General features: G+C 67.2%; 19 protein-coding genes. 12 read left to right on the top strand and 7 right to left on the bottom strand.

Annotation, left to right across the window (positions count from 1 at the left end):
• The first annotated feature begins 103 nt into the window (after positions 1-103).
• The 5 genes from ACSYS9_RS02890 to ACSYS9_RS02870 all read left to right on the top strand — a co-directional run bounded on the left by ACSYS9_RS02890 (position 104) and on the right by ACSYS9_RS02870 (position 6,106).
• Positions 104-1,582, top strand: a complete 1,479-nt coding sequence (locus ACSYS9_RS02890; RefSeq protein ID WP_049461827.1) for a leucyl aminopeptidase — start codon at positions 104-106, stop codon at positions 1,580-1,582.
• Between the two features lie 82 nt (positions 1,583-1,664).
• On the top strand, positions 1,665-2,090 hold the full coding sequence (locus ACSYS9_RS02885) for a DNA polymerase III subunit chi (RefSeq protein WP_032128006.1): 426 nt from the start codon (positions 1,665-1,667) through the stop codon (positions 2,088-2,090).
• A 19-nt stretch (positions 2,091-2,109) separates the two neighbouring features.
• Positions 2,110-2,301 (top strand): YqaE/Pmp3 family membrane protein, encoded by a 192-nt coding sequence (locus tag ACSYS9_RS02880; protein ID WP_012510005.1) that lies wholly within the window; start codon positions 2,110-2,112, stop codon positions 2,299-2,301.
• Positions 2,302-2,334: 33 nt separating this feature from the next.
• Complete coding sequence (locus tag ACSYS9_RS02875; RefSeq protein WP_049461826.1) at positions 2,335-5,163, top strand: valine--tRNA ligase; 2,829 nt, start codon at positions 2,335-2,337, stop codon at positions 5,161-5,163.
• A gap of 121 nt (positions 5,164-5,284) precedes the next feature.
• Positions 5,285-6,106 carry an EamA family transporter gene (locus ACSYS9_RS02870; RefSeq protein WP_049461825.1) on the top strand — a complete coding sequence of 274 codons (822 nt, stop codon included), beginning with the start codon at positions 5,285-5,287 and terminating at the stop codon, positions 6,104-6,106.
• 104 nt (positions 6,107-6,210) lie between these two features.
• Here the strand turns inward: ACSYS9_RS02870 and rimI are convergent, their stop codons facing one another.
• From rimI to pssA, 3 genes are read right to left on the bottom strand one after another with little or no spacing between them, the layout of a single operon-like run.
• Complete coding sequence (rimI, locus tag ACSYS9_RS02865) at positions 6,211-6,708, bottom strand: ribosomal protein S18-alanine N-acetyltransferase (RefSeq protein ID WP_049461824.1); 498 nt, start codon at positions 6,706-6,708, stop codon at positions 6,211-6,213.
• Positions 6,705-7,214, bottom strand: a complete 510-nt coding sequence (locus ACSYS9_RS02860) for a hypothetical protein (RefSeq protein ID WP_049461823.1) — start codon at positions 7,212-7,214, stop codon at positions 6,705-6,707. The genes rimI and ACSYS9_RS02860 overlap by 4 nt, the downstream gene beginning before the upstream one ends.
• Positions 7,211-7,987 (bottom strand): CDP-diacylglycerol--serine O-phosphatidyltransferase, encoded by a 777-nt coding sequence (gene pssA, locus ACSYS9_RS02855; protein WP_049461822.1) that lies wholly within the window; start codon positions 7,985-7,987, stop codon positions 7,211-7,213. Before pssA ends, ACSYS9_RS02860 begins: the two co-directional genes overlap by 4 nt.
• 80 nt (positions 7,988-8,067) lie before the next feature.
• Between pssA and ACSYS9_RS02850 the strand changes: the two genes are divergently transcribed.
• The 3 genes from ACSYS9_RS02850 (at position 8,068) to ACSYS9_RS02840 (ending at position 11,316) form a co-directional block, all read left to right on the top strand.
• A complete protein-coding gene (locus ACSYS9_RS02850; protein WP_049461832.1) occupies positions 8,068-8,442 on the top strand; it encodes a DUF4124 domain-containing protein in 375 nt (124 codons plus the stop codon).
• Positions 8,443-9,006: 564 nt separating this feature from the next.
• A complete protein-coding gene (locus ACSYS9_RS02845; protein WP_032128001.1) occupies positions 9,007-10,710 on the top strand; it encodes a proline--tRNA ligase in 1,704 nt (567 codons plus the stop codon).
• Between the two features lie 222 nt (positions 10,711-10,932).
• On the top strand, positions 10,933-11,316 hold the full coding sequence (locus ACSYS9_RS02840; RefSeq protein WP_005415203.1) for an H-NS histone family protein: 384 nt from the start codon (positions 10,933-10,935) through the stop codon (positions 11,314-11,316).
• 116 nt (positions 11,317-11,432) lie between these two features.
• Here ACSYS9_RS02840 and ACSYS9_RS02835 read toward each other — a convergent pair whose 3' ends face one another.
• Positions 11,433-12,692, bottom strand: a complete 1,260-nt coding sequence (locus tag ACSYS9_RS02835; RefSeq protein ID WP_049398420.1) for a threonine/serine ThrE exporter family protein — start codon at positions 12,690-12,692, stop codon at positions 11,433-11,435.
• Between the two features lie 92 nt (positions 12,693-12,784).
• Here ACSYS9_RS02835 and ACSYS9_RS02830 point away from each other — a divergent pair, with 92 nt between their 5' ends.
• From ACSYS9_RS02830 to ACSYS9_RS02815, 4 genes are read left to right on the top strand one after another with little or no spacing between them, the layout of a single operon-like run.
• Positions 12,785-13,906 (top strand): ABC transporter permease, encoded by a 1,122-nt coding sequence (locus ACSYS9_RS02830; protein WP_032127999.1) that lies wholly within the window; start codon positions 12,785-12,787, stop codon positions 13,904-13,906.
• A 1-nt stretch (position 13,907) separates the two neighbouring features.
• Positions 13,908-14,735: an ABC transporter ATP-binding protein gene (locus ACSYS9_RS02825; RefSeq protein ID WP_049461378.1), complete on the top strand. Its 828-nt coding sequence runs from the start codon at positions 13,908-13,910 to the stop codon at positions 14,733-14,735.
• A gap of 3 nt (positions 14,736-14,738) precedes the next feature.
• Complete coding sequence (locus tag ACSYS9_RS02820; RefSeq protein ID WP_014035909.1) at positions 14,739-15,665, top strand: MlaD family protein; 927 nt, start codon at positions 14,739-14,741, stop codon at positions 15,663-15,665.
• Positions 15,662-16,303 carry an ABC-type transport auxiliary lipoprotein family protein gene (locus tag ACSYS9_RS02815; protein WP_049424921.1) on the top strand — a complete coding sequence of 214 codons (642 nt, stop codon included), beginning with the start codon at positions 15,662-15,664 and terminating at the stop codon, positions 16,301-16,303. Before ACSYS9_RS02820 ends, ACSYS9_RS02815 begins: the two co-directional genes overlap by 4 nt.
• Before the next feature lie 4 nt (positions 16,304-16,307).
• Here ACSYS9_RS02815 and ACSYS9_RS02810 read toward each other — a convergent pair whose 3' ends face one another.
• Genes ACSYS9_RS02810 through ACSYS9_RS02800 form a run of 3 tightly spaced genes read right to left on the bottom strand, consistent with a single transcriptional unit; the run spans position 16,308 to position 18,309 of the window.
• Entirely contained in the window at positions 16,308-16,895 is a 588-nt protein-coding gene (locus ACSYS9_RS02810; protein ID WP_049461376.1) for an alpha-ketoglutarate-dependent dioxygenase AlkB family protein, read from the bottom strand.
• A 48-nt stretch (positions 16,896-16,943) separates the two neighbouring features.
• Complete coding sequence (locus ACSYS9_RS02805; RefSeq protein WP_049461374.1) at positions 16,944-17,576, bottom strand: CoA transferase subunit B; 633 nt, start codon at positions 17,574-17,576, stop codon at positions 16,944-16,946.
• Position 17,577: 1 nt separating this feature from the next.
• Entirely contained in the window at positions 17,578-18,309 is a 732-nt protein-coding gene (locus ACSYS9_RS02800; protein WP_049461372.1) for a CoA transferase subunit A, read from the bottom strand.
• Positions 18,310-18,464: the final 155 nt, after the last annotated feature.

Below are 18,464 nucleotides of genomic sequence, written 5' to 3'. Positions count from 1 at the left end.
GGGCGGTGGTTTAAACTCTGGGGTTCGTTCGCGGTGCCGCCCAGTCTACTGTCTGGGCGTAAACGGCCTGCGATTGTACGGACTCGCCAATGGAATCTGCTCAATGGCCCTCGAATTCACCCTGAACCACGTTGCTCCGGCCGCCGCCACCGTCGATTGCCTGGTGGTTGGCGCGTATGCCGACCATACCCTGACCCCGGCCGCACAGACCCTGGACGCCGCCAGCGGTGGCCGCCTGGCCGCCCTGGCCCAGCGCGGCGACCTGTCCGGCAAGACCGGCGCCACCACCCTGCTGCATGACCTGCCGGGCGTGACCGCCCCGCGCGTGCTGGTGGTCGGCCTCGGCGAAGTCGCCCGTTTCGGCGTGCCGCAGTACCTGAAGGCCGTCGGCGACGCCGTGCGCGCGCTGAAGGCCGGTGCTGCCCGCAGCGCACTGTTCACCCTGTCCGAAGTGGCGGTGAAGGACCGCGACGCGGCTTGGGCGATCCGCCAGGCGGTGATCGCCGCCGATCATGCCGCGTACCGCTACACCGCCACCCTGGGCAAGAAGAAGGCCGACGACGCCGGCCTGGCCCAGCTGGCCATCGCCGGTGACGACGCGCAGGCCCTGGCCCAGGGCCAGGCCATCGCCGCCGGTGTCGAGTTCGCCCGCGAGCTGGGCAACCTGCCGCCGAACTACTGCACCCCGGCCCATCTGGCCGAGGTCGGCGTGAAGTTCGCCGGCGAGCACGACGGTGCCGAAGCCGAGATCCTCGACGAGCACCAGATGGAAGCGCTGGGCATGGGCTCGCTGCTGGCCGTGGCCCGTGGTTCGGCCAACCGCCCGCGCCTGGTCGTACTGAAGTGGAACAATGGCGGCGACGCCAAGCCGTACGTGCTGGTCGGCAAGGGCATCACCTTCGATACCGGTGGCGTCAACCTGAAGACCCAGGGCGGCATCGAAGAGATGAAGTACGACATGTGCGGTGGCGCCAACGTCATCGGCACCTTCGTCGCTGCGGTCAAGGCCAAGCTGCCGCTGAACCTGGTGGTGGTGGTGCCGGCGGTGGAAAACGCCATCGATGGCAACGCCTACCGCCCGTCCGACGTGATCACCTCGATGTCGGGCAAGACCATCGAAGTGGGCAACACCGACGCCGAAGGCCGCCTGATCCTGTGCGACGCGCTGACCTACGCGCAGCGCTTCGAGCCGGCCGCGCTGGTCGACGTCGCCACCCTGACCGGTGCCTGCATGGTCGCCCTCGGCCACCAGACCGCCGGCCTGATGAGCAAGCACGACGACCTGGCCAACGAGCTGCTGGCCGCCGGCGAGCAGGTGTTCGACCGCGCCTGGCGCCTGCCGCTGTGGGACGAGTACCAGCCGATGCTGGATTCGACCTTCGCCGACGTCTACAACATCGGCGGCCGCTGGGCCGGCGCGATCACCGCTGGCTGCTTCCTGTCGCGCTTCGCCGAAGGCCAGCGCTGGGCCCACCTGGACATCGCCGGCGTGGCCAGCGATGAAGGCAAGCGTGGCATGGCCACCGGCCGCCCGGTCGGCCTGCTGAGCCAGTGGCTGCTGGACCAGGCCGCCCGCGCCTGATGCCGTACCCGACCCTGGCCGGCGCCCGCCGGCCAGGGCCTCGCCCGGCACTGCCGGGCCCCTGCCTGACCCGGACCCTGCCATGCCCCGCGCCGACTTCTACCTGATCGCCAAGCCCCGCTTCCTGACCGAGCCGTTGCGCCTGGTCTGCGAGCTGGCGCGCAAGGCCAACGACGCCGGGTTGTTCACCCTGGTGCTGGCCCGCGACCAGGCCCAGGCCGAGGAGCTGGACGAACTGCTGTGGGCGTTCGACAACGATGCCTACATCCCGCACCAGATCGCCGGCGAGGACATGGACGAGGAAGAAGCCCTGGTGCTGATCGCCGTGCCGGGCACCGAGGCACCGGCGCGCCCGCTGGTGATCAACCTGCGCGATGAACCCTGGCTGGGCGAGTGCGAGCGCGTGCTGGAAGTGGTTCCGGCCGACCCGGAAGCGCGCGAACCGCTGCGCGAACGCTGGCGCCAGTACAAGACCGCCGGTTACGACCTGAACAAGCACGACATGTAAGTCCAGCGAGGACCCCTTGATGCGCCTGTTGATCGCCCTGATTCTTCCCTGGCTGTCCTTCTTCACCATCGGCCGGCCGTTTGCCGGCATTGTCTGCCTGATCCTGCAGATCACCCTGATCGGCTGGCTGCCCGCCGCCATCTGGGCCGCCTACGCGGTCAGCCAGTACCACACCGACCAGAAGATCCGGCGCGCCCTCGGGCCGCGCTGATCTCCCTTCCGCCTTGATTACCGGTTCCCCCGCATGACCCAACTCGCCTCCAGTTACGACCCGAAGTCCTTCGAGACCGACCTCTACGAGGCCTGGGAGAAGGCCGGCCACTTCAAGCCGTCCGGCACGGGCGAGCCTTACACCATCCTGCTGCCGCCGCCGAACGTGACCGGCACCCTGCACATGGGCCACGCCTTCCAGCAGACCCTGATGGACGCGCTGGTGCGCTACCACCGCATGCGTGGCTACGACACGCTGTGGCAGGTCGGTACCGATCATGCCGGCATCGCCACCGAAATGGTGGTCAGCCGCAACCTGGCGCTGGAAGGCAAGGGCGAGACCCGCGATTCGCTGGGCCGCGAAGGCTTCATCGGCAAGGTCTGGGAGTGGAAGCAGCAGTCCGGCGACACCATCGAACGCCAGATGCGCCGCCTCGGCACCTCCGCCGACTGGTCGCGCAGCACCTTCACCATGGACCCGCAGCCGTCGGCGGCGGTCAACGAGGCCTTCGTGCGCTGGTACGAGCAGGGCCTGATCTACCGCGGCCAGCGCCTGGTCAACTGGGACCCGGTGCTGAAGACCGCCATTTCCGACCTGGAGGTGGAGAGCGCCGAGGAAGACGGCTTCCTGTGGTCGATCGCCTACACGCTGGATGAGGGCCTGAGCTACGAACACGTCGAGCGCGATGCCGACGGCGTGGAAACCCTGCGCGAAACCCGCGACTACCTGGTCGTCGCCACCACCCGCCCGGAAACCCTGCTGGGCGATACCGCGGTGATGGTGCACCCGGAAGACGAGCGCTATGCACATCTGATCGGCAAGAGCGTGGTGCTGCCGCTGACCGGCCGCCGCGTCCCGGTGATCGCCGACGACTACGTGGACCGTGCCTTCGGCACCGGCGTGGTCAAGGTCACCCCGGCGCACGATTTCAACGACTATGAAGTGGGCGTGCGCCACAGCCTGCCGATGATCAACCTGTTCACCCCGGTGGCGGCGCTGAACGAGAACGCGCCGGAGCGTTTCCAGGGTCTGGACCGCTACGCCGCGCGCAAGGCCGTGCTGGCCGAGCTGGAAGACCTGGGCATCCTGGTCGAGACCAAGGCGCACAAGCTGCAGGTGCCGCGCGGCGACCGTACCGGCCAGGTGATCGAGCCGTACCTGACCGACCAGTGGTTCGTGAAGATGGACGACCTGGCCAAGCGCGGCCTGGAACTGGTCGAGGATGGAAGCATTTCCTTCGTGCCGCCGAACTGGATCAACACCTACCGCCACTGGATGAACAACATCCAGGACTGGTGCATCAGCCGCCAGCTGTGGTGGGGCCACCGCATTCCGGCGTGGTTCGACGAAGCCACCGGCAGCTGCTACGTCGGTCGCAGCGAAGAGGAAGTGCGGGCGAAGCACAACCTGGGCAGCGACGTGGTGCTGAACCAGGAAAGCGACGTGCTGGAGACCTGGTTCTCCTCGCAGCTATGGCCGTTCTCCACCCTGGGCTGGCCCAACGAGCAGGCCATGGCCGAGCGCGGCTTCGACCGCTACCTGCCGTCGTCGGTGCTGATCACTGGCTTCGACATCATCTTCTTCTGGGTGGCGCGCATGATCATGGCCACCGACAACCTGGTCGGGAAGATCCCGTTCAAGGACGTCTACTTCACCGGCCTGATCCGCGACGGCCAGGGCCAGAAGATGTCCAAGAGCAAGGGCAACGTGCTCGATCCGCTGGACATCATCGACGGCATCACCATCGACGATCTGGTCGCCAAGCGCACCGGCGGCCTGATGCAGCCGAAGATGGTGGAGAAGATCGAGAAGGCCACCCGCAAGGAATTCCCGGACGGCATTGCTGCCCACGGTGCCGATGCGCTGCGCTTCACCATCGCCGCGCTGGCCACCCACGGCCGCGACATCAAGTTCGACATGAACCGCGCCGAGGGCTACAAGAACTTCTGCAACAAGCTGTGGAACGCCAGCCGCTTCACCCTGATGAACACCGAGGGTGCAACGTTCACCGGCGTGCCGACGCCGCGCACCGATGCCGAGCGCTGGATCCTTGCGCGCCTGGCGGCGGTGTCCACCGAGGCGCAGGGCCACTACGCCAACTACCGCTTCGACCTGCTGGCGCAGTGCCTGTACGAGTTCGCCTGGAACGAGTTCTGCGACTGGTTCCTGGAGCTGAGCAAGCCGGCACTGAATGGTGCCGATGCCGCCGACGCCGAAAGCACCCGCCACACTCTGCTGTACGTGCTGGAAGCGCTGCTGCGCCTGCTGCACCCGCTCACGCCGTTCATCACCGAACAGCTGTGGCAGCAACTGGCCCCGCGCCTGGGCTTGGCCGAAACCACGCTGTCGCTGCGTCCGTACCCGACCGCCGCCGAGTTCGAAGGCGATTTCGCCCAGGCCGAGGCCGACGTGGAATGGCTGAAGGCCGTGATCAGTGCCGTGCGCCGCGTGCGCAGTGAGCTGAACGTGGCCCCGTCCAAGCTGGTGCCGCTGCGCCTGCAGGCCGGTCTGGAGCAGGACCGCGTGCGCATCGAACGTTTCAGCGCCTCGCTGTCGTTCCTGCTCAAGCTGGACAGCATCCAGTGGCTGGCTGAAGGCGAAAGTGCACCGCCGGCTGCCGCCGCGATTGTCGGTGAGCTGAAGCTGCTGGTGCCGCTGGAAGGCCTGGTTGATCTCGACGCCGAGCGTGCGCGCCTGGACAAGGAGATCAAGCGCGTGGAAGGCGAGCAGGAGAAGAGCGAAACCAAGCTCGCCAAGTTCACCGACAAGGTGCCCCCGGCGGTGGTCGAGCAGGAACGCGTGCGCTTGGTCGACTGGAACACCCAGCTGGCCGGCCTGCGCGAGCAGCGCGCGAAGCTGTAAGTGCAGGGAAACGCCGGGTACTGCCCGGCGTTTCCTTTTGTAGAGTCGAGCCGTGCTCGACTCATGACAGCAGTCGAGCATGGCTCGACTCTACATTTCCCGCGCATGGCATCATCGCTGGATGCCGCTTTCCATCTTCCTGCTGGTTCTCGCCGCTGCCGCGCTGCATGCCAGCTGGAACGCAATCGTCAAGCGCGGGCCGGACAAGTTCCTCGGCACCGTACTGGTGACCGGCAGTGCCGCGCTGCTGTCGGCTGCCGGCCTGCCCTTCCTGCCATTTCCCGCCGCGCACAGCTGGCCGTGGCTGGGCGCGTCGGTGCTGCTGCAGGTGACCTACTACGGCCTGGTCGCACGCTGTTACCAGCAGGTCGACATGAGCCTGGCCTACCCGCTGATGCGTGGCAGCGCGCCGATCCTGGTCGCGCTGGCGGGCACTCTGCTCGGTGAGCAGCTGCCGCCTGCGGCGTGGCTGGGCGTGGTGCTGGTCAGCACCGGCATCCTGTGCATGGCGCTGGGCGCGCGTGGCGGTCAGCTGCGCCTGCCGCTGCTGACCGCGGCGATGATCGCCACCTACACGCTGGTCGATGCGCAGGGCGCGCGTCAGTCCGGCAGCGCACTCAGCTATACGTTGTGGCTGTTCCTGCTGTCGGGCATTCCACTGCCACTGTGGGCGCTGTACACGCGCCGCGGCGCGGTGCTGGACTATGCGCGGCAGCACTGGCCGCTGGGGCTGGCCGGTGGCGTCGGCACCACCACCTCGTATGCGATGGCGTTGTGGGCAATGACCCAGGCGCCGGTGGCGATGGTCTCGGCGTTGCGCGAATCGTCGATCCTGTTCGCGTTGCTGATCTCGGTGTTCCTGCTGCGCGAACGGATTCCGCGCGCGCGCTGGCTGGCGGCGGCGTTGATCGTCGGGGGTGTGTTGGCACTGCGGCTGGCGTGAGGAAAGCGTGCCAACCAAGGCTGGCACCTACCACGGTAGGTGATGTGTCGATGACAGCGGAGATCCATCGGTAGTGCCGGCCGCTGGCCGGCCCCCCTTCTCCGTTACAGCGGCGGCATCGCCTGCAGGTCGCCGTCGACCAGTTCGATCGCCATCACCACCGCGTCTTCGCGGCCCTGTGCGGCCGGGTAGTAACGCGGGCGGCGACCGATCTCGTTGAAGCCTTCTCTGTGGTACAAGGCCAGCGCGGGTGTGTTGGACGGACGCACTTCCAGGAACACACGCTGCGCACCCCGGTCGCCGGCCAGCTGTACCAGCGCGCGCAGCAGCTGGCGCCCGAGCCCACGCGACTGCGTCAGCGGGTCGATGCAGACGTTCAGCACATGGGCTTCGTCGGCCGCGATGCTGAGTACGCCATAGCCGATCAACTGGCCATCGCGCTCCATGGCCAGGCCCGGATAGCCCGCACGCAGACAGTCGACGAAGATGCCGCGGGTCCAGGGAAACGGATAGCCGCGTACTTCAATCGCCATCACCGCGTTGAGGTCGCTCTCGCGCAGCGCGCGCAGGCTGACCGGACCGGGCTGGCTGACCGCACTCATGGCGCGCCCCGCTTGCGCAGGGCGCGCAGCTGCGGCCACAGCGCGCGCTTGGCGGCCGGGTCCTGACGCAGCTGGTCCAGCGGCCAGCTGTCCATCAGCGCCTGCGTGGCCGGATCATTGGGATTGCAGCCGGACGCGCGCAGCAAGGCGATCTGCAGGCGATCCGGCAGGCGCACCACCGGCTGCCGGGCATTGCCGCCAGGCAGCGGCCGGGCAGCCGCGGGCGCGGTGTCCGGTGCGCTGATCGGGGTCTCGCGACGCGCTGGCGCCGGGCGTTCCTGGCGGGAAACCGGTGCGGCCGCAGCCAGAGGTTCGCGCGCGGGTGCGGTCGACGCCCGCGCCTGCTCCGCCGCTGGTGTGGCAGCCGCCTCGGCTTCGGCCACGCTCAGCTGCAGCGCGGCATCCAGCTCGGCGGCCAGCTGGCCGTCGTGATAGACGGTGTAGCCCATGGCCTGCAGCCAGGCCTGCTGGGCCGGTGACCACAGCACGGGCAGGTCCTCGCTCACGCGGCCTCGGGCTTCTTGCTCAGGCGCTGCACGGCCCACATCACCGGGCCCGACAAGGCGTACAGGATGCCCACCGCGAACAGCACGCGCGGCAGGTCGATGACCGCAATGGCGATCGCCACTGGCACCAGGGCCAGTACCAGGAACGGCACGCGGTCGGAGCGGGTGCCCTTGGCGCCGCCGCCCTTGAAGCTCCAGAAGCGGATGCGGCTGACCATCAGCAGCGCCGCGATGATCGTCACCGCCAGCGCCACGTAGCGCAGCTGGTTGCCGTCCCAGCCCAGGTTGCCATCGGCGAACGCCCAGACGAAGGACATCATCAGGCCGGCCGCGGCCGGGCTGGCAAGGCCGACGAACCAGCGCTTGTCGACCACCGCTACCTGGGTATTGAAGCGGGCCAGGCGCAGCGCCGCGCAGGCGGCATACAGGAAGGCCACGGCCCAGCCGACGCGACCCAGCAGCGGGTCGTCGAACTTCAGCCACGACAGCGACCAGTGGTACATCACCAGCGCCGGGGCCATGCCGAAGCTGACCAGGTCGGCCAGCGAGTCGTACTGCACGCCGAATTCGCTGCTGGTGCCGGTCAGGCGCGCCACGCGCCCATCCAGGCCATCCATCACCGCCGCCACGAACACGGCGATGCTGGCGTTGACGAAGTCCCCGTTGGCCGCGGCGATGATCGCGTAGAAGCCGGCAAACAGGCCGGCGGTGGTGAACAGGTTGGGCAGCAGGTAAATCGTGCGCGAACGCGGCGGCGGTGTGATCGGGTCCATGGAATCCAGTTTAATCGACTTGCCAGTGCTCGGCGCCAATGCTGCAATCGGCGTTCTACGCCCATTCCGTGGAGTTTGCCATGCGTGCCCTGTCCTGCCTTGGATGCCTGCTGTTGTTGGCCAGTGCCAACGCCGTGGCCGGCCCGGTCTATAAATGGAAGGACGCCAATGGCGTGACCCAGTATTCGGAGACCCCGCCGGCGGGCAGGAAGTTCGAGACCCGGGCGCAGGCGCGCAGTCCCCAGGCGGCGGCCAGCGCCGAGACCCCGGCCGCGCCGGTGCCCGAGCAGTGCAGCACCGCCCGCGCCAACCTGGCCCTGCTGGAGGGCGGCGGCCAGGTGATGCAGGACACCGATGGTGATGGCAAGGCCGATACCCCGTTGGCTCCGGAGCAGCGCAGCGCGCAGAAGGGATTGGCTGAAGCCGCCATCAAGGCCTACTGCCCGGCGGAGTGAGGGTTATCGGCAGGGCTTGCAGCCCTGCACCGACAGAGGCGGTAGCAAGGGCAACGTCAAAAGCGGGCATTCCGTGGAATGGCGGGGCGGTGTCGGAGTGCGGGGACGCCGCAAGTACGTCCCTGTAGGCTTGGCAGCCGCATCCATGCGGCTGACACCCCGCAATCCGACACCGCCCCACCCCCGACAGATTCCCGGTGGTCAGTAGATCCACGCCATGCGTGGATGAATCTCCATGGAAATCGAATAGTTCGAGAATTGATCGAACAGCAGCCGAGCATGGCTCGGCCCTACAAAAGGGCGACAGATCGCGGAAAACTGTCGAAGGCGGGGTGGGTCCGGTTGCGAGGGCGTGAGCGCCATGGATGGCGCGACCGAGCCACAGGGACGTATTTACGGCGTCCCCCGCAACCGCCCCCCCCGCCATCCCACGGGAAGCCCGCTGTTGCAGTTGCAGTTGCAGTTGACGTTGCTTGAGGCGGGTGCAGGGCGCAGCCCTGCCGATACCCCTCCCCCCGGCCGGGCTGGCAGAATAGGCGTCTCTGCCGTTATCCGAAGCCGACGATGCGCCTCTCCCAGTTCCACCTGCACACCACCAAGGAAACCCCCAGCGACGCCGAGCTGACCAGCCACCGGCTGATGCTGCGCGCGGGCATGATCCGCAAGCTGGCATCGGGCCTGTACACCTGGTCGCCGCTGGGCCTGCGCGTGCTGCGCAAGGTCGAGCGCATCGTGCGCGAGGAAATGGACCGCGCCGGTGCCGTGGAATTCCAGATCCCGACCATCCAGCCGAAGGAACTGTGGGAGCAGACCGGGCGCTGGCAGAAGTTCGGCCCGCAGCTGCTGAAGATCAAGGACCGCAAGGACCAGGTGTTCTGCTACAGCCCGACCGCCGAAGAAGCCGCCTGCGACTTCGCGCGCAGCGAGCTGTCCAGCTACAAGCAGCTGCCGGTCAACTTCTACCAGGTGCAGACCAAGTTCCGCGACGAGATCCGTCCGCGCTTCGGCGTGATGCGTTCGCGCGAGTTCCTGATGAAGGACGCCTATTCGTTCCACCTGCACGATGAGTGCCTGGTGCGCGAGTACGAGAACATGAAGTCGGCCTACAGCCGTATCTTCACCCGCCTCGGCCTGGATTTCCGCATGGTGCAGGCCGACTCCGGCGCGATCGGCGGTGATGCCTCTCAGGAATTCCACGTCATCGCCGATTCCGGCGAAGACGCGCTGGTGTTCTCCACCGGTTCGGACTACGCGGCCAACATGGAAGCGGCGATCGCTGCCGATCCGGCACCGCGTGCGGCCGCCAGCGAAGCCATGCGCAAGGTCGATACCCCCACCCAGAAGACCTGCGAGGATGTCGCGGCGCTGCTCGGCATCGACCTGCAGCGCACGGTGAAATCGGTGGCGCTGATCGCCGGCGAAGGCAAGGCACAGCAGTTCGTGCTGCTGCTGGTACGCGGCGACCATGAGGTCAACGAGATCAAGCTGGCCAAGGTTGCCGGCCTGGACGAACAGCGCTTCGCCAGTGAGGCGGAAATCGCCGAGCACCTGGGCAGCGTGCCGGGCTTCCTCGGCCCGGTCGCCCCGGCCAAGGCCATCCGCGTGGTGGCCGATCGCGAAGTGGCGGCGATGTCCGACTTCGTCGTCGGCGCCAACGAAGCCGGTTTCCACCTGGCTGGCGTCAACTGGGGCCGCGACCTGCCGGAACCGGAAGTGGCCGACATCCGCAACGTGCGTGCCGGTGACCGCGCGCTGGACGGTGGTGAACTGAAGATCGCCCGTGGCATCGAAGTCGGCCACGTGTTCCAGCTCGGCCGCAAGTATGCCGAAGCGCTGGATGCCACCGTTCTGGACGAGAACGGCAAGGCCGCGGTGATGGCGATGGGCTGCTATGGCATCGGTATCTCGCGCGTGGTGGCTGCCGCGATCGAACAGAACCATGACGATGCCGGCATCATCTGGCCGGACGCGATGGCGCCGTGGCAGGTGGTGGTATGCGTGATCAATCCGAAGGGCGACGCCGCCGTGGCCGACGCCGCGGCCAACCTGCTGCAGGAGCTGCGCGATGCGGGCCTGGACGCGGCACTCGACGACCGTGGCCTGCGCCCGGGCGCGATGTTCGCCGACATGGAACTGATCGGCATCCCGCACCGCGTGGTGGTCAGCGAACGTGGCCTGGCCGCCGGCACCTACGAGTACCGTTCGCGCCGCGCCAGCGAAGCGGAAAGCCTGGACAAGGCCACCCTGCTTCAGCGCCTGCAGGGTTGATCAGGAAAAGACCGGGGCATGCCCCGGTCTTTTTTTGCCTGACGCCCATTTGAGCAATATTGCAGCGGACATAATCCGGTCAAAATCGACGCAATGCAGCCGGGATGCTGCCAGGCCATGACCGGTCTGCATTTGTGCTGCGATTAATTCATCTTTATTCTGTCCCGCGACGCCAGGGACTGGCTCGTCCCGTCCACTTATTAGTTTCCGGAGTAACCGTAAATGAGCATTGACCTGACCGGCCTGTCGGCACGCGAGCTGGGCGCCCTGATCCGCACCGCCAAGAAACAGCAGACCATCGTCGCCAAGCGCCGGCCGATCACCAAGGTCCGGGCACAGCTGACCAAGCTGGCCAAGACCGAGGGTTACACCATCGAGGAACTGTTCGGCGACGCCCCGGCCCCGCGCGCGCGCAAGGTGGCCAAGGTTGCCAAGGCACCGTCGAAGACCGCTGGCCGCAAGCTGGGCAAGGTTGCGCCGAAGTACCGCAACCCGGCCAATCCGAAGGAAACCTGGACCGGCCGTGGCAAGCAGCCGCGCTGGATGGCCGAGCTGACCGCCAAGGGCAACAAGAAGCCGGAAGATTTCCTGATCAAGAAGGCCTGAGGCCGGATCGGGATGCAATGAAAAACGCCGGCGAAAGCCGGCGTTTTTTCATTCCCCGGAAAGGAAAGGTGTGTGGACCAACGGTCCACACCCACAGGAAGCAGCCCAGAGGGCGATTACAGGGTTTTGCGGGCCGGCATCAGCAGGTTGCCGAACAGCAGGCCAGCGACCAGCGCCATCACCACGTTGAGCACGGTGAGGAACACGCTCTGGCCGGCGCCCACGTCCTGCTGCTGGACCAGGGTCAGCACGCCGCGCAGGCTGGTGCTGCCGGGCACCATCATGATGATGCCGGGCAGGCGGATGATTGCGCCCGGGCGGCCGACGAGGCGGCCGAACAGATTGCCACCGGCGGTCAGCAGCATCGCCGACAGGAAGATGCCAGCCGGCGCTCCCCAGGCGTGGCCACCGAACTTGGAGATCGCATAACCAGCGACCGAGGCCGCGATCACCCACGGATAATCGCGGCGGTTGGCCTTGAACAGCATCGCGAAGGCAAACGCCGCGGTCAGCAGTGAGCCCCACTCCACCCACGGCCCCTGCGGCCGCGTGGCGCGGATCACCGGATCGAGGCCGAGCACATCGGCCAGGGTCACCGCGATCATCGCGCCGACGCTGAGCTTCATGATGGTGGTCAGCGCACCGGCAAAGCGCGCGGTACCCGACACCCAGTGCTGGCTGGCCAGCTCATTGACCGCATTCGTCAGCGACATGCCGGGCAGCAGCACCACCAGCGAGGCGATGATCACCGTGTTGAGGTTGAGCGCGCCGATGAAGGACGCCACCAGGGTGGCGACCAGGCCGGCCAGCAGCGCAGCCAGTGCCTCGGCGGCTTCGCGGGTGGCCGGGCGACGGTCGGTGACCATGCCGAGCAGGCCGATCATCAGGCCGATGACACCGGCGGTGGCAATGTCCAGCCACGGCAGCTTCCACATGCCGGCCACGCCGGCCGCGCCGAGGGTGAACGAAAGGATGGTGCGCAGCTTGCCGCGCCGGCCCGGATCCTTGTCCAGCTGGCGCAGCGCGGTGTGGCCCTGGGCGATGCTCATCCGCCCGTTGGCCACTTCCTCGGCGATATGATCGGCCACGCTGAGCTTGTGCAGGTCGTTCTCGCCGGGGGCCAGGCGGATCACGCGGGTGATGTCACTGGAGCCGATCGCCTGCGCAGGGTCGCTGAAGCTGAGGATGATACCGGTGGGATTCGACCACGGTTCACAATCCAGATCGAGCTGGCGGGCCAGTGCCACCACTGCCGTTTCCAGGCGCTGGGCCGTTGTGCCGTAGCTGTGCAGGCGTCCGGCGATCTCGGAAACGAAGGCCACGCGCTGCGCGTAGGTGGCCTGGGGCGTGGGGATCGTGTGAGCGTCTGCGGACATGCGCCGTAGTATTACCTAGGCTGGGCCTTACCGGAGAAATTCATCCGAGTTCGACGCGATGCCCAATACAGAACGGTTATGCTGCGACCCGAATGGCCCAAGTGACCCCGAACCACGCCCCCCAGCTCGAACAGGATGCCCATGACCCGGGCGTGATCCGCCTGTCCGGCACCTGGACCTTGAAGACCGCGCTGGCCGCGGCCGAAGTCCTGCGCGGCGTTCCCGACACGCTGACCGGCATCGATGCCACCGCCATCGAGAAGATGGATTCGGCCGGCGTGCTGCAGGTGCTGCGCGTAGCCCACCGTGCCGACCTCGGCGAGGACGCACTGAAGTTCCGCCCGGACCACCAGGCGCTGGTGTGCACCATCGAGGAAGTGGCCGACGACCGGCCCAAGCCCAAGCGCGACTTCGGCGTGCTGGCTGCACTGGAACGGCTGGGTGTCAGCGTCCATGCCACCGGCCACAACATCAAGGCGCTGTGTAGTTTCCTCGGCGAGAACCTGGTCAAGGCCGCGCGCCTGGTCAAGGAACCCCGCCGTTTCCGCCTGACCGCCACCGTGCACCAGATGGAGCAGGTCGGGCTGGATGCGGTACCGCTGGTGGCACTGCTGTCCTACCTGGTTGGCGCGGTGATCGCCTTCCTCGGCTCGACCATCCTGCGCGACTTCGGCGCCGAGATCTATGTGGTCGAACTGGTCAACATTGCCTTCCTGCGCGAATTCGCGGTACTGCTGACCGCGATCGTGCTGGCCGGCCGCACCGCCAGCGCCTTCACCGCGCAGATCGGTGCGATGAAGGCGCGCGAGGAAATCGATGCGATGCGCACTCTGGGCCTGGACCCGATCGACCTGCTGGTGCTGCCACGGCTGCTGGCCCTGCTGGTCACCCTGCCCCTGCTGACCTTCATCGCCATGGTCGCCGGCCTGGCCGGCGGCATCACGGTGGGTGCGTTCGACCTGGATATTCCGCCGCAGATGTACATCGCACGCATGCACGAGACGATGGAAGTGCGCCACATGCTGGTCGGCCTGTCGAAGGCGCCGGTGTTCGCGCTGGTGATCGGCCTGATCGGCTGCCTGGAAGGCCTGAAGGTCGAAGGCACGGCGCAGTCGGTCGGCGAACGCACCACCTCCAGCGTGGTGCAGACCATCTCGCTGGTGATCATCATCGACGCCTTCGCGGCGTTGTGGTTCATGCACATGGACTGGTGACATGAGCACGCATCCGACCCCCGAAGAAGTTCCCATGCAGGACGACAACGGCCACGAGCTGGCCATCCGCGTGCGCGGGCTGGTCAACCGTTTCGGCAGCCAGACCGTGCATGAGGACCTGGACCTGGACGTGCGCCGCGGCGAGATCCTGGGCGTGGTGGGTGGTTCGGGTACCGGCAAATCGGTGCTGATGCGTTCGATCCTCGGCCTGCGCGTGCCCGATGCCGGGCAGATCCAAGTGCTCGGCCGCGACGCGCGTGCCGACGATGCTGAGAGCCGCCTGCACATCGAGCGCAACACCGGCGTGCTGTTCCAGGACGGCGCCCTGTTCTCCTCGCTGACCGTGGGCGAGAACGTGCAGGTGCCACTGAAGGAGCACCATCGCGAACTGCCCGAGCGCTGGCACTACGAGCTGGCGCTGCTGAAGGTGAAGCTGGCCGGCCTGCCCGCCGATGCGATCAACAAGCTGCCCTCGCAGTTGTCCGGTGGCATGCGCAAGCGCGCCGGCCTGGCCCGAGCGCTGGCGCTGGATCCGCCGCTGCTGTTCCTGGACGAACCGACCGCAGGCCTCGACCCGATCGGTGCGGCTGCATTCGACCGCCTGATCAAGACCCTGCAGGAAGCGCTGGGGCTGACCGTGTTCCTGATCACCCACGACCTGGACACGCTGTACGCGATCTGCGACCGGGTCGCGGTGATCGCCGACCGCAGGGTGGTGGCCAACGCACCCTTGCCTGACATCGAGAAACTGGATCATCCGTGGATCCAGGAATACTTCCACGGACCCCGCGCGCGCGCCGCGCGTGGCGAACAGATCGAGAGTGCCTGAGCCATGGAAACCAAAGCCAACTACGTGCTGATCGGCGCGTTCACCCTGATCACCGGCCTGGCCCTGCTGGCCTTCGGCCTGTGGGCCGCCAAGTACTCTTCCGACCGCACCTGGCAGGAATACCGCGTGGTGTTCCGCGAAGCGGTGACCGGGCTGTCGGTGGGCAGCCCGGTGCAGTACAACGGCATCGCGGTGGGCTCGATCACCGAACTGAACCTGGTACCGGACGACCCGCGCCAGGTGGTCGCGCGCATCCGCCTGAACTCCAACACGCCGGTCAAGACCGATACCCGCGCCAAGCTGGCGATCACCAGCCTGACCGGCCCGTCGATCATCCAGCTCAGCGGTGGCACGCCGCAGTCGCCGGCGCTGACCACGGTCAACAAGGACCCGGCGCCGATCATCCCGACCACGCCCTCCGCGCTGCAGAACATCACCGACGTCGCCAACCGCATCGTCGAGCGCATGGACCAGATTCTCAGCGACCGCAACGTGGCTTCGATCAACGCGACACTGGCCAACCTGGAAACCATCAGCGGTGGTCTGGCCGACCGTGACCAGGGCACGCAGGCGCTGCTGCTCAGCGCGCGCGACGCCGCCCGCAGCCTGGACACCACGCTGAAGACCACCAACGGCACCATCGAGCGCCTGGACAAGAACCTGGTGCAGCAGCTGCCGGGCATCATCGACAAGCTCGACGGCACTCTGGCCAAGCTTGATTCGGCCGCAGGCAACGCCGATTCGATCCTTGGCGAGAACCGCGCTGCCATCAACAGCTTCGCCAACGATGGCCTCGGCCAGCTCGGCCCGACGCTGACCGAACTGCGCGGCCTGATCCGCGACCTGCGCCGGGTCAGCGACCGCCTCGAGAACAACCCCGCGCGCTACCTGCTGGGCCGCGACGCACCGAAGGAGTTCGAACCCAAATGAGCCCGACCACCCTTCCGCGCCTGCTGCTGGCCGCTTCGATGGTCACCCTGCTGGGCGGCTGCTCCATCCTTGGCAGCAGCGAGAAAACCGCAGTGACGCTGTACTCGCCGTCCGTGCAGGTCAAGGCGGACCCGGCGTGGCCACAGGCCAGCTGGCAGCTGGTACTGGCCAAACCCAGCGCCGCGCGCATGGTCGACAGCCCGCGCATCAACGTGCGGCCGACGCCGTCGCAGCTGGAGATCTACAAGGGCGCCAGCTGGGCGCAGCCGGCCACCGACATGATCGAGGACACCCTGCTGCGCGGCTTCGAGGATTCCGGCCGCATCCGCGGCGTGGCGCGCAGCACCGCCGGCATCCGCGCCGACTACAAGCTGTCCACCGACGTGCGCCGCTTCGAATCGGACTACCAGGGACAGGCCACGCCGACGGTGGTGATCGAGGTCAACGCCAAGCTGATCCACGTCGCCGACCAGCGCGTGGTCGCCGACCGCACCTTCCGCCAGGCGCAGCCGGTCGGCAGCACCGATGTTCCTGCCGTCACCGCCGCCTTCGAACGTGGCCTGCAGCAGCTGGCGCAGGACGTGGTGGGCTGGACGCTGACCAGCGGACAGGCCGACCAGCCGACCGTCGCGCGCTGATCGATCAGCGCGGCGTGATCCAGCGGAACGTCAGGTTGATCCGCTCCCCCTGCACGCGTGCCATCTTCGGCAGCGCGTGCTGATAGAACTGTTGGGTCTGACCGGCCATCACCAGCAGATCGCCATGGCCGAGCAGATACTCGGCCTTCCGCGCCGGGTCATCGCGCCGGCGCAGCAGGAAGCGCCGCGCCGCGCCCAGGCTCAGCGAAGCAATCACCGGGGCCGGCCCCAGTTCCGGCTCGTCATCGCTGTGCCAGCCCATGTAATCACCGCCGCCGCGATAGCGGTTCAGCAGCACGCTGTTGAAGCGGCCGAGGCCCTCCACCTGCAGGCGATCACGCATGGCCTGCAACGCGGGTGGCCAGGGGTGCGGCACGAATTCAGCCCCGGAATAGCGGTAGCGCGCCTGCGGATCGCCGATCCAGCAGCTCAGCCGCGGCGAATCCACCCAGTTGCCGAACATGCGGATGCGGTGGACTTCCCAGAGGACTTCGGCCTGCAGCACGGACAGGAGCCGGTCTGCATCGGTCGCGGCCAGCCAGCCCGGCAGGTGCTGGACATCGGCATCGGGCAGGTCGTGAGGGAAAAGCATGGCGCTACCTGAGAATGGGGCGTCCCTGAGCCGGGCCGCCCCAGACCTTCAACCGCGAACGAACGCCACGCCCGTCTTTTCCTTCAACTCGTCATCGCTGACACCCGGCGCGGCTTCCACCAGCAGCAGGCCCTTGTCAGTCACGTCGAACACGGCCAGATCGGTGATGATGCGGTCGACCACGCCCACACCGGTCAGCGGCAACGTGCATTCGGGCAGGATCTTCTGCTCGCCGTTCTTGGCGGTGTGCTCCATCAGCACCACCACGCGCTGCACGCCGGCCACCAGGTCCATCGCGCCGCCCATGCCCTTGACCATCTTGCCGGGCACCATCCAGTTGGCCAGGTCACCCTTGTCGGTGACCTGCATGGCGCCGAGGATGGCCAGGTTGACATGGCCGCCGCGGATCATCGCAAAGCTGTCGTGGCTGCCGAAGTAGCTGGCACCGGCACGTGCGGTCACGGTCTGCTTGCCGGCGTTGATCAGGTCGGCATCGACTTCGGCATCGGTCGGGAACGGGCCGATACCGAGCAGGCCGTTTTCCGACTGCAGCCACACATCCACGCCTTCGGGGATGTGGTTGGCAACCAGGGTCGGCAGGCCGATGCCCAGGTTCACGTAGGCACCATCGGTCAGTTCGCGGGCGGCGCGTGCCGCCATCTCATCGCGGGTCCACGCCATGTCAGTTGCCCTCCGCGCGGATGGTGCGCTGTTCGATACGCTTTTCAGGATGCGGGTTGTGCACGATACGGTGCACGTAGATGCCCGGCAGGTGCACCTGGTCGGGATCGATCGTGCCGACCGGCACCACCTCTTCAACTTCCACGATGCAGACCTTGCCGGCCATCGCGCAGGCCGGGTTGAAGTTGCGTGCGGTCTTGCGGAACACCAGATTGCCAGCCTCGTCGGCCTTCCACGCCTTGACCAGCGCCACGTCGGCACGCAGCGCGGTCTCCATCACGTAGTGCTTGCCGTCGAACTCGCGGGTTTCCTTGCCCTCGGCCACCACCGTGCCGTAGCCAGTGGCAGTGAAGAACGCCGGGATGCCCGCGCCACCGGCACGCAGGCGCTCGGCCAGGGTGCCCTGCGGGTTGAATTCCAGCTCCAGCTCGCCGGCCAGAAACTGGCGCTCGAATTCCTTGTTCTCGCCCACGTAGGACGAAATCATCTTCTTGATCTGGCGGGTTTCCAGCAGCTGGCCCAGGCCGAAACCATCGACGCCGGCATTGTTGGAGATCACGGTCAGGCCCTTGGCGCCACTGTCACGCAGCGCGGCGATCAGGGCCTCGGGAATGCCACACAGGCCGAAGCCGCCCACGGCCAGCGTCTGGCCATCGGCGACCACCCCTTGCAGGGCCTCCGCCGCACTGGCGAAGCGCTTGCCGCGCTTGCCGGTGGAAGTCGATTGCTGCATTGCTGTACTACCCTGCACGTTGAGGATGACCGCATTCTAGCTGGAGGGCGGCGAAGGGCCTGGATGCGCCGCAGCATTGACGGAGGACCAGGCGGGCATTGGGTAGAATGGGCGATTCCACGCAGAAGGGTGCTTCAGCGCCTACGCCCCTCGAT

It is taken from the genome of Stenotrophomonas sp. STK17_22, from assembly GCF_051983905.1.
In the GTDB taxonomy this organism is placed as follows: Bacteria; Pseudomonadota; Gammaproteobacteria; order Xanthomonadales; family Xanthomonadaceae; genus Stenotrophomonas; species Stenotrophomonas maltophilia_A.
This window is presented reverse-complemented; position numbering and strand designations above follow the sequence as displayed.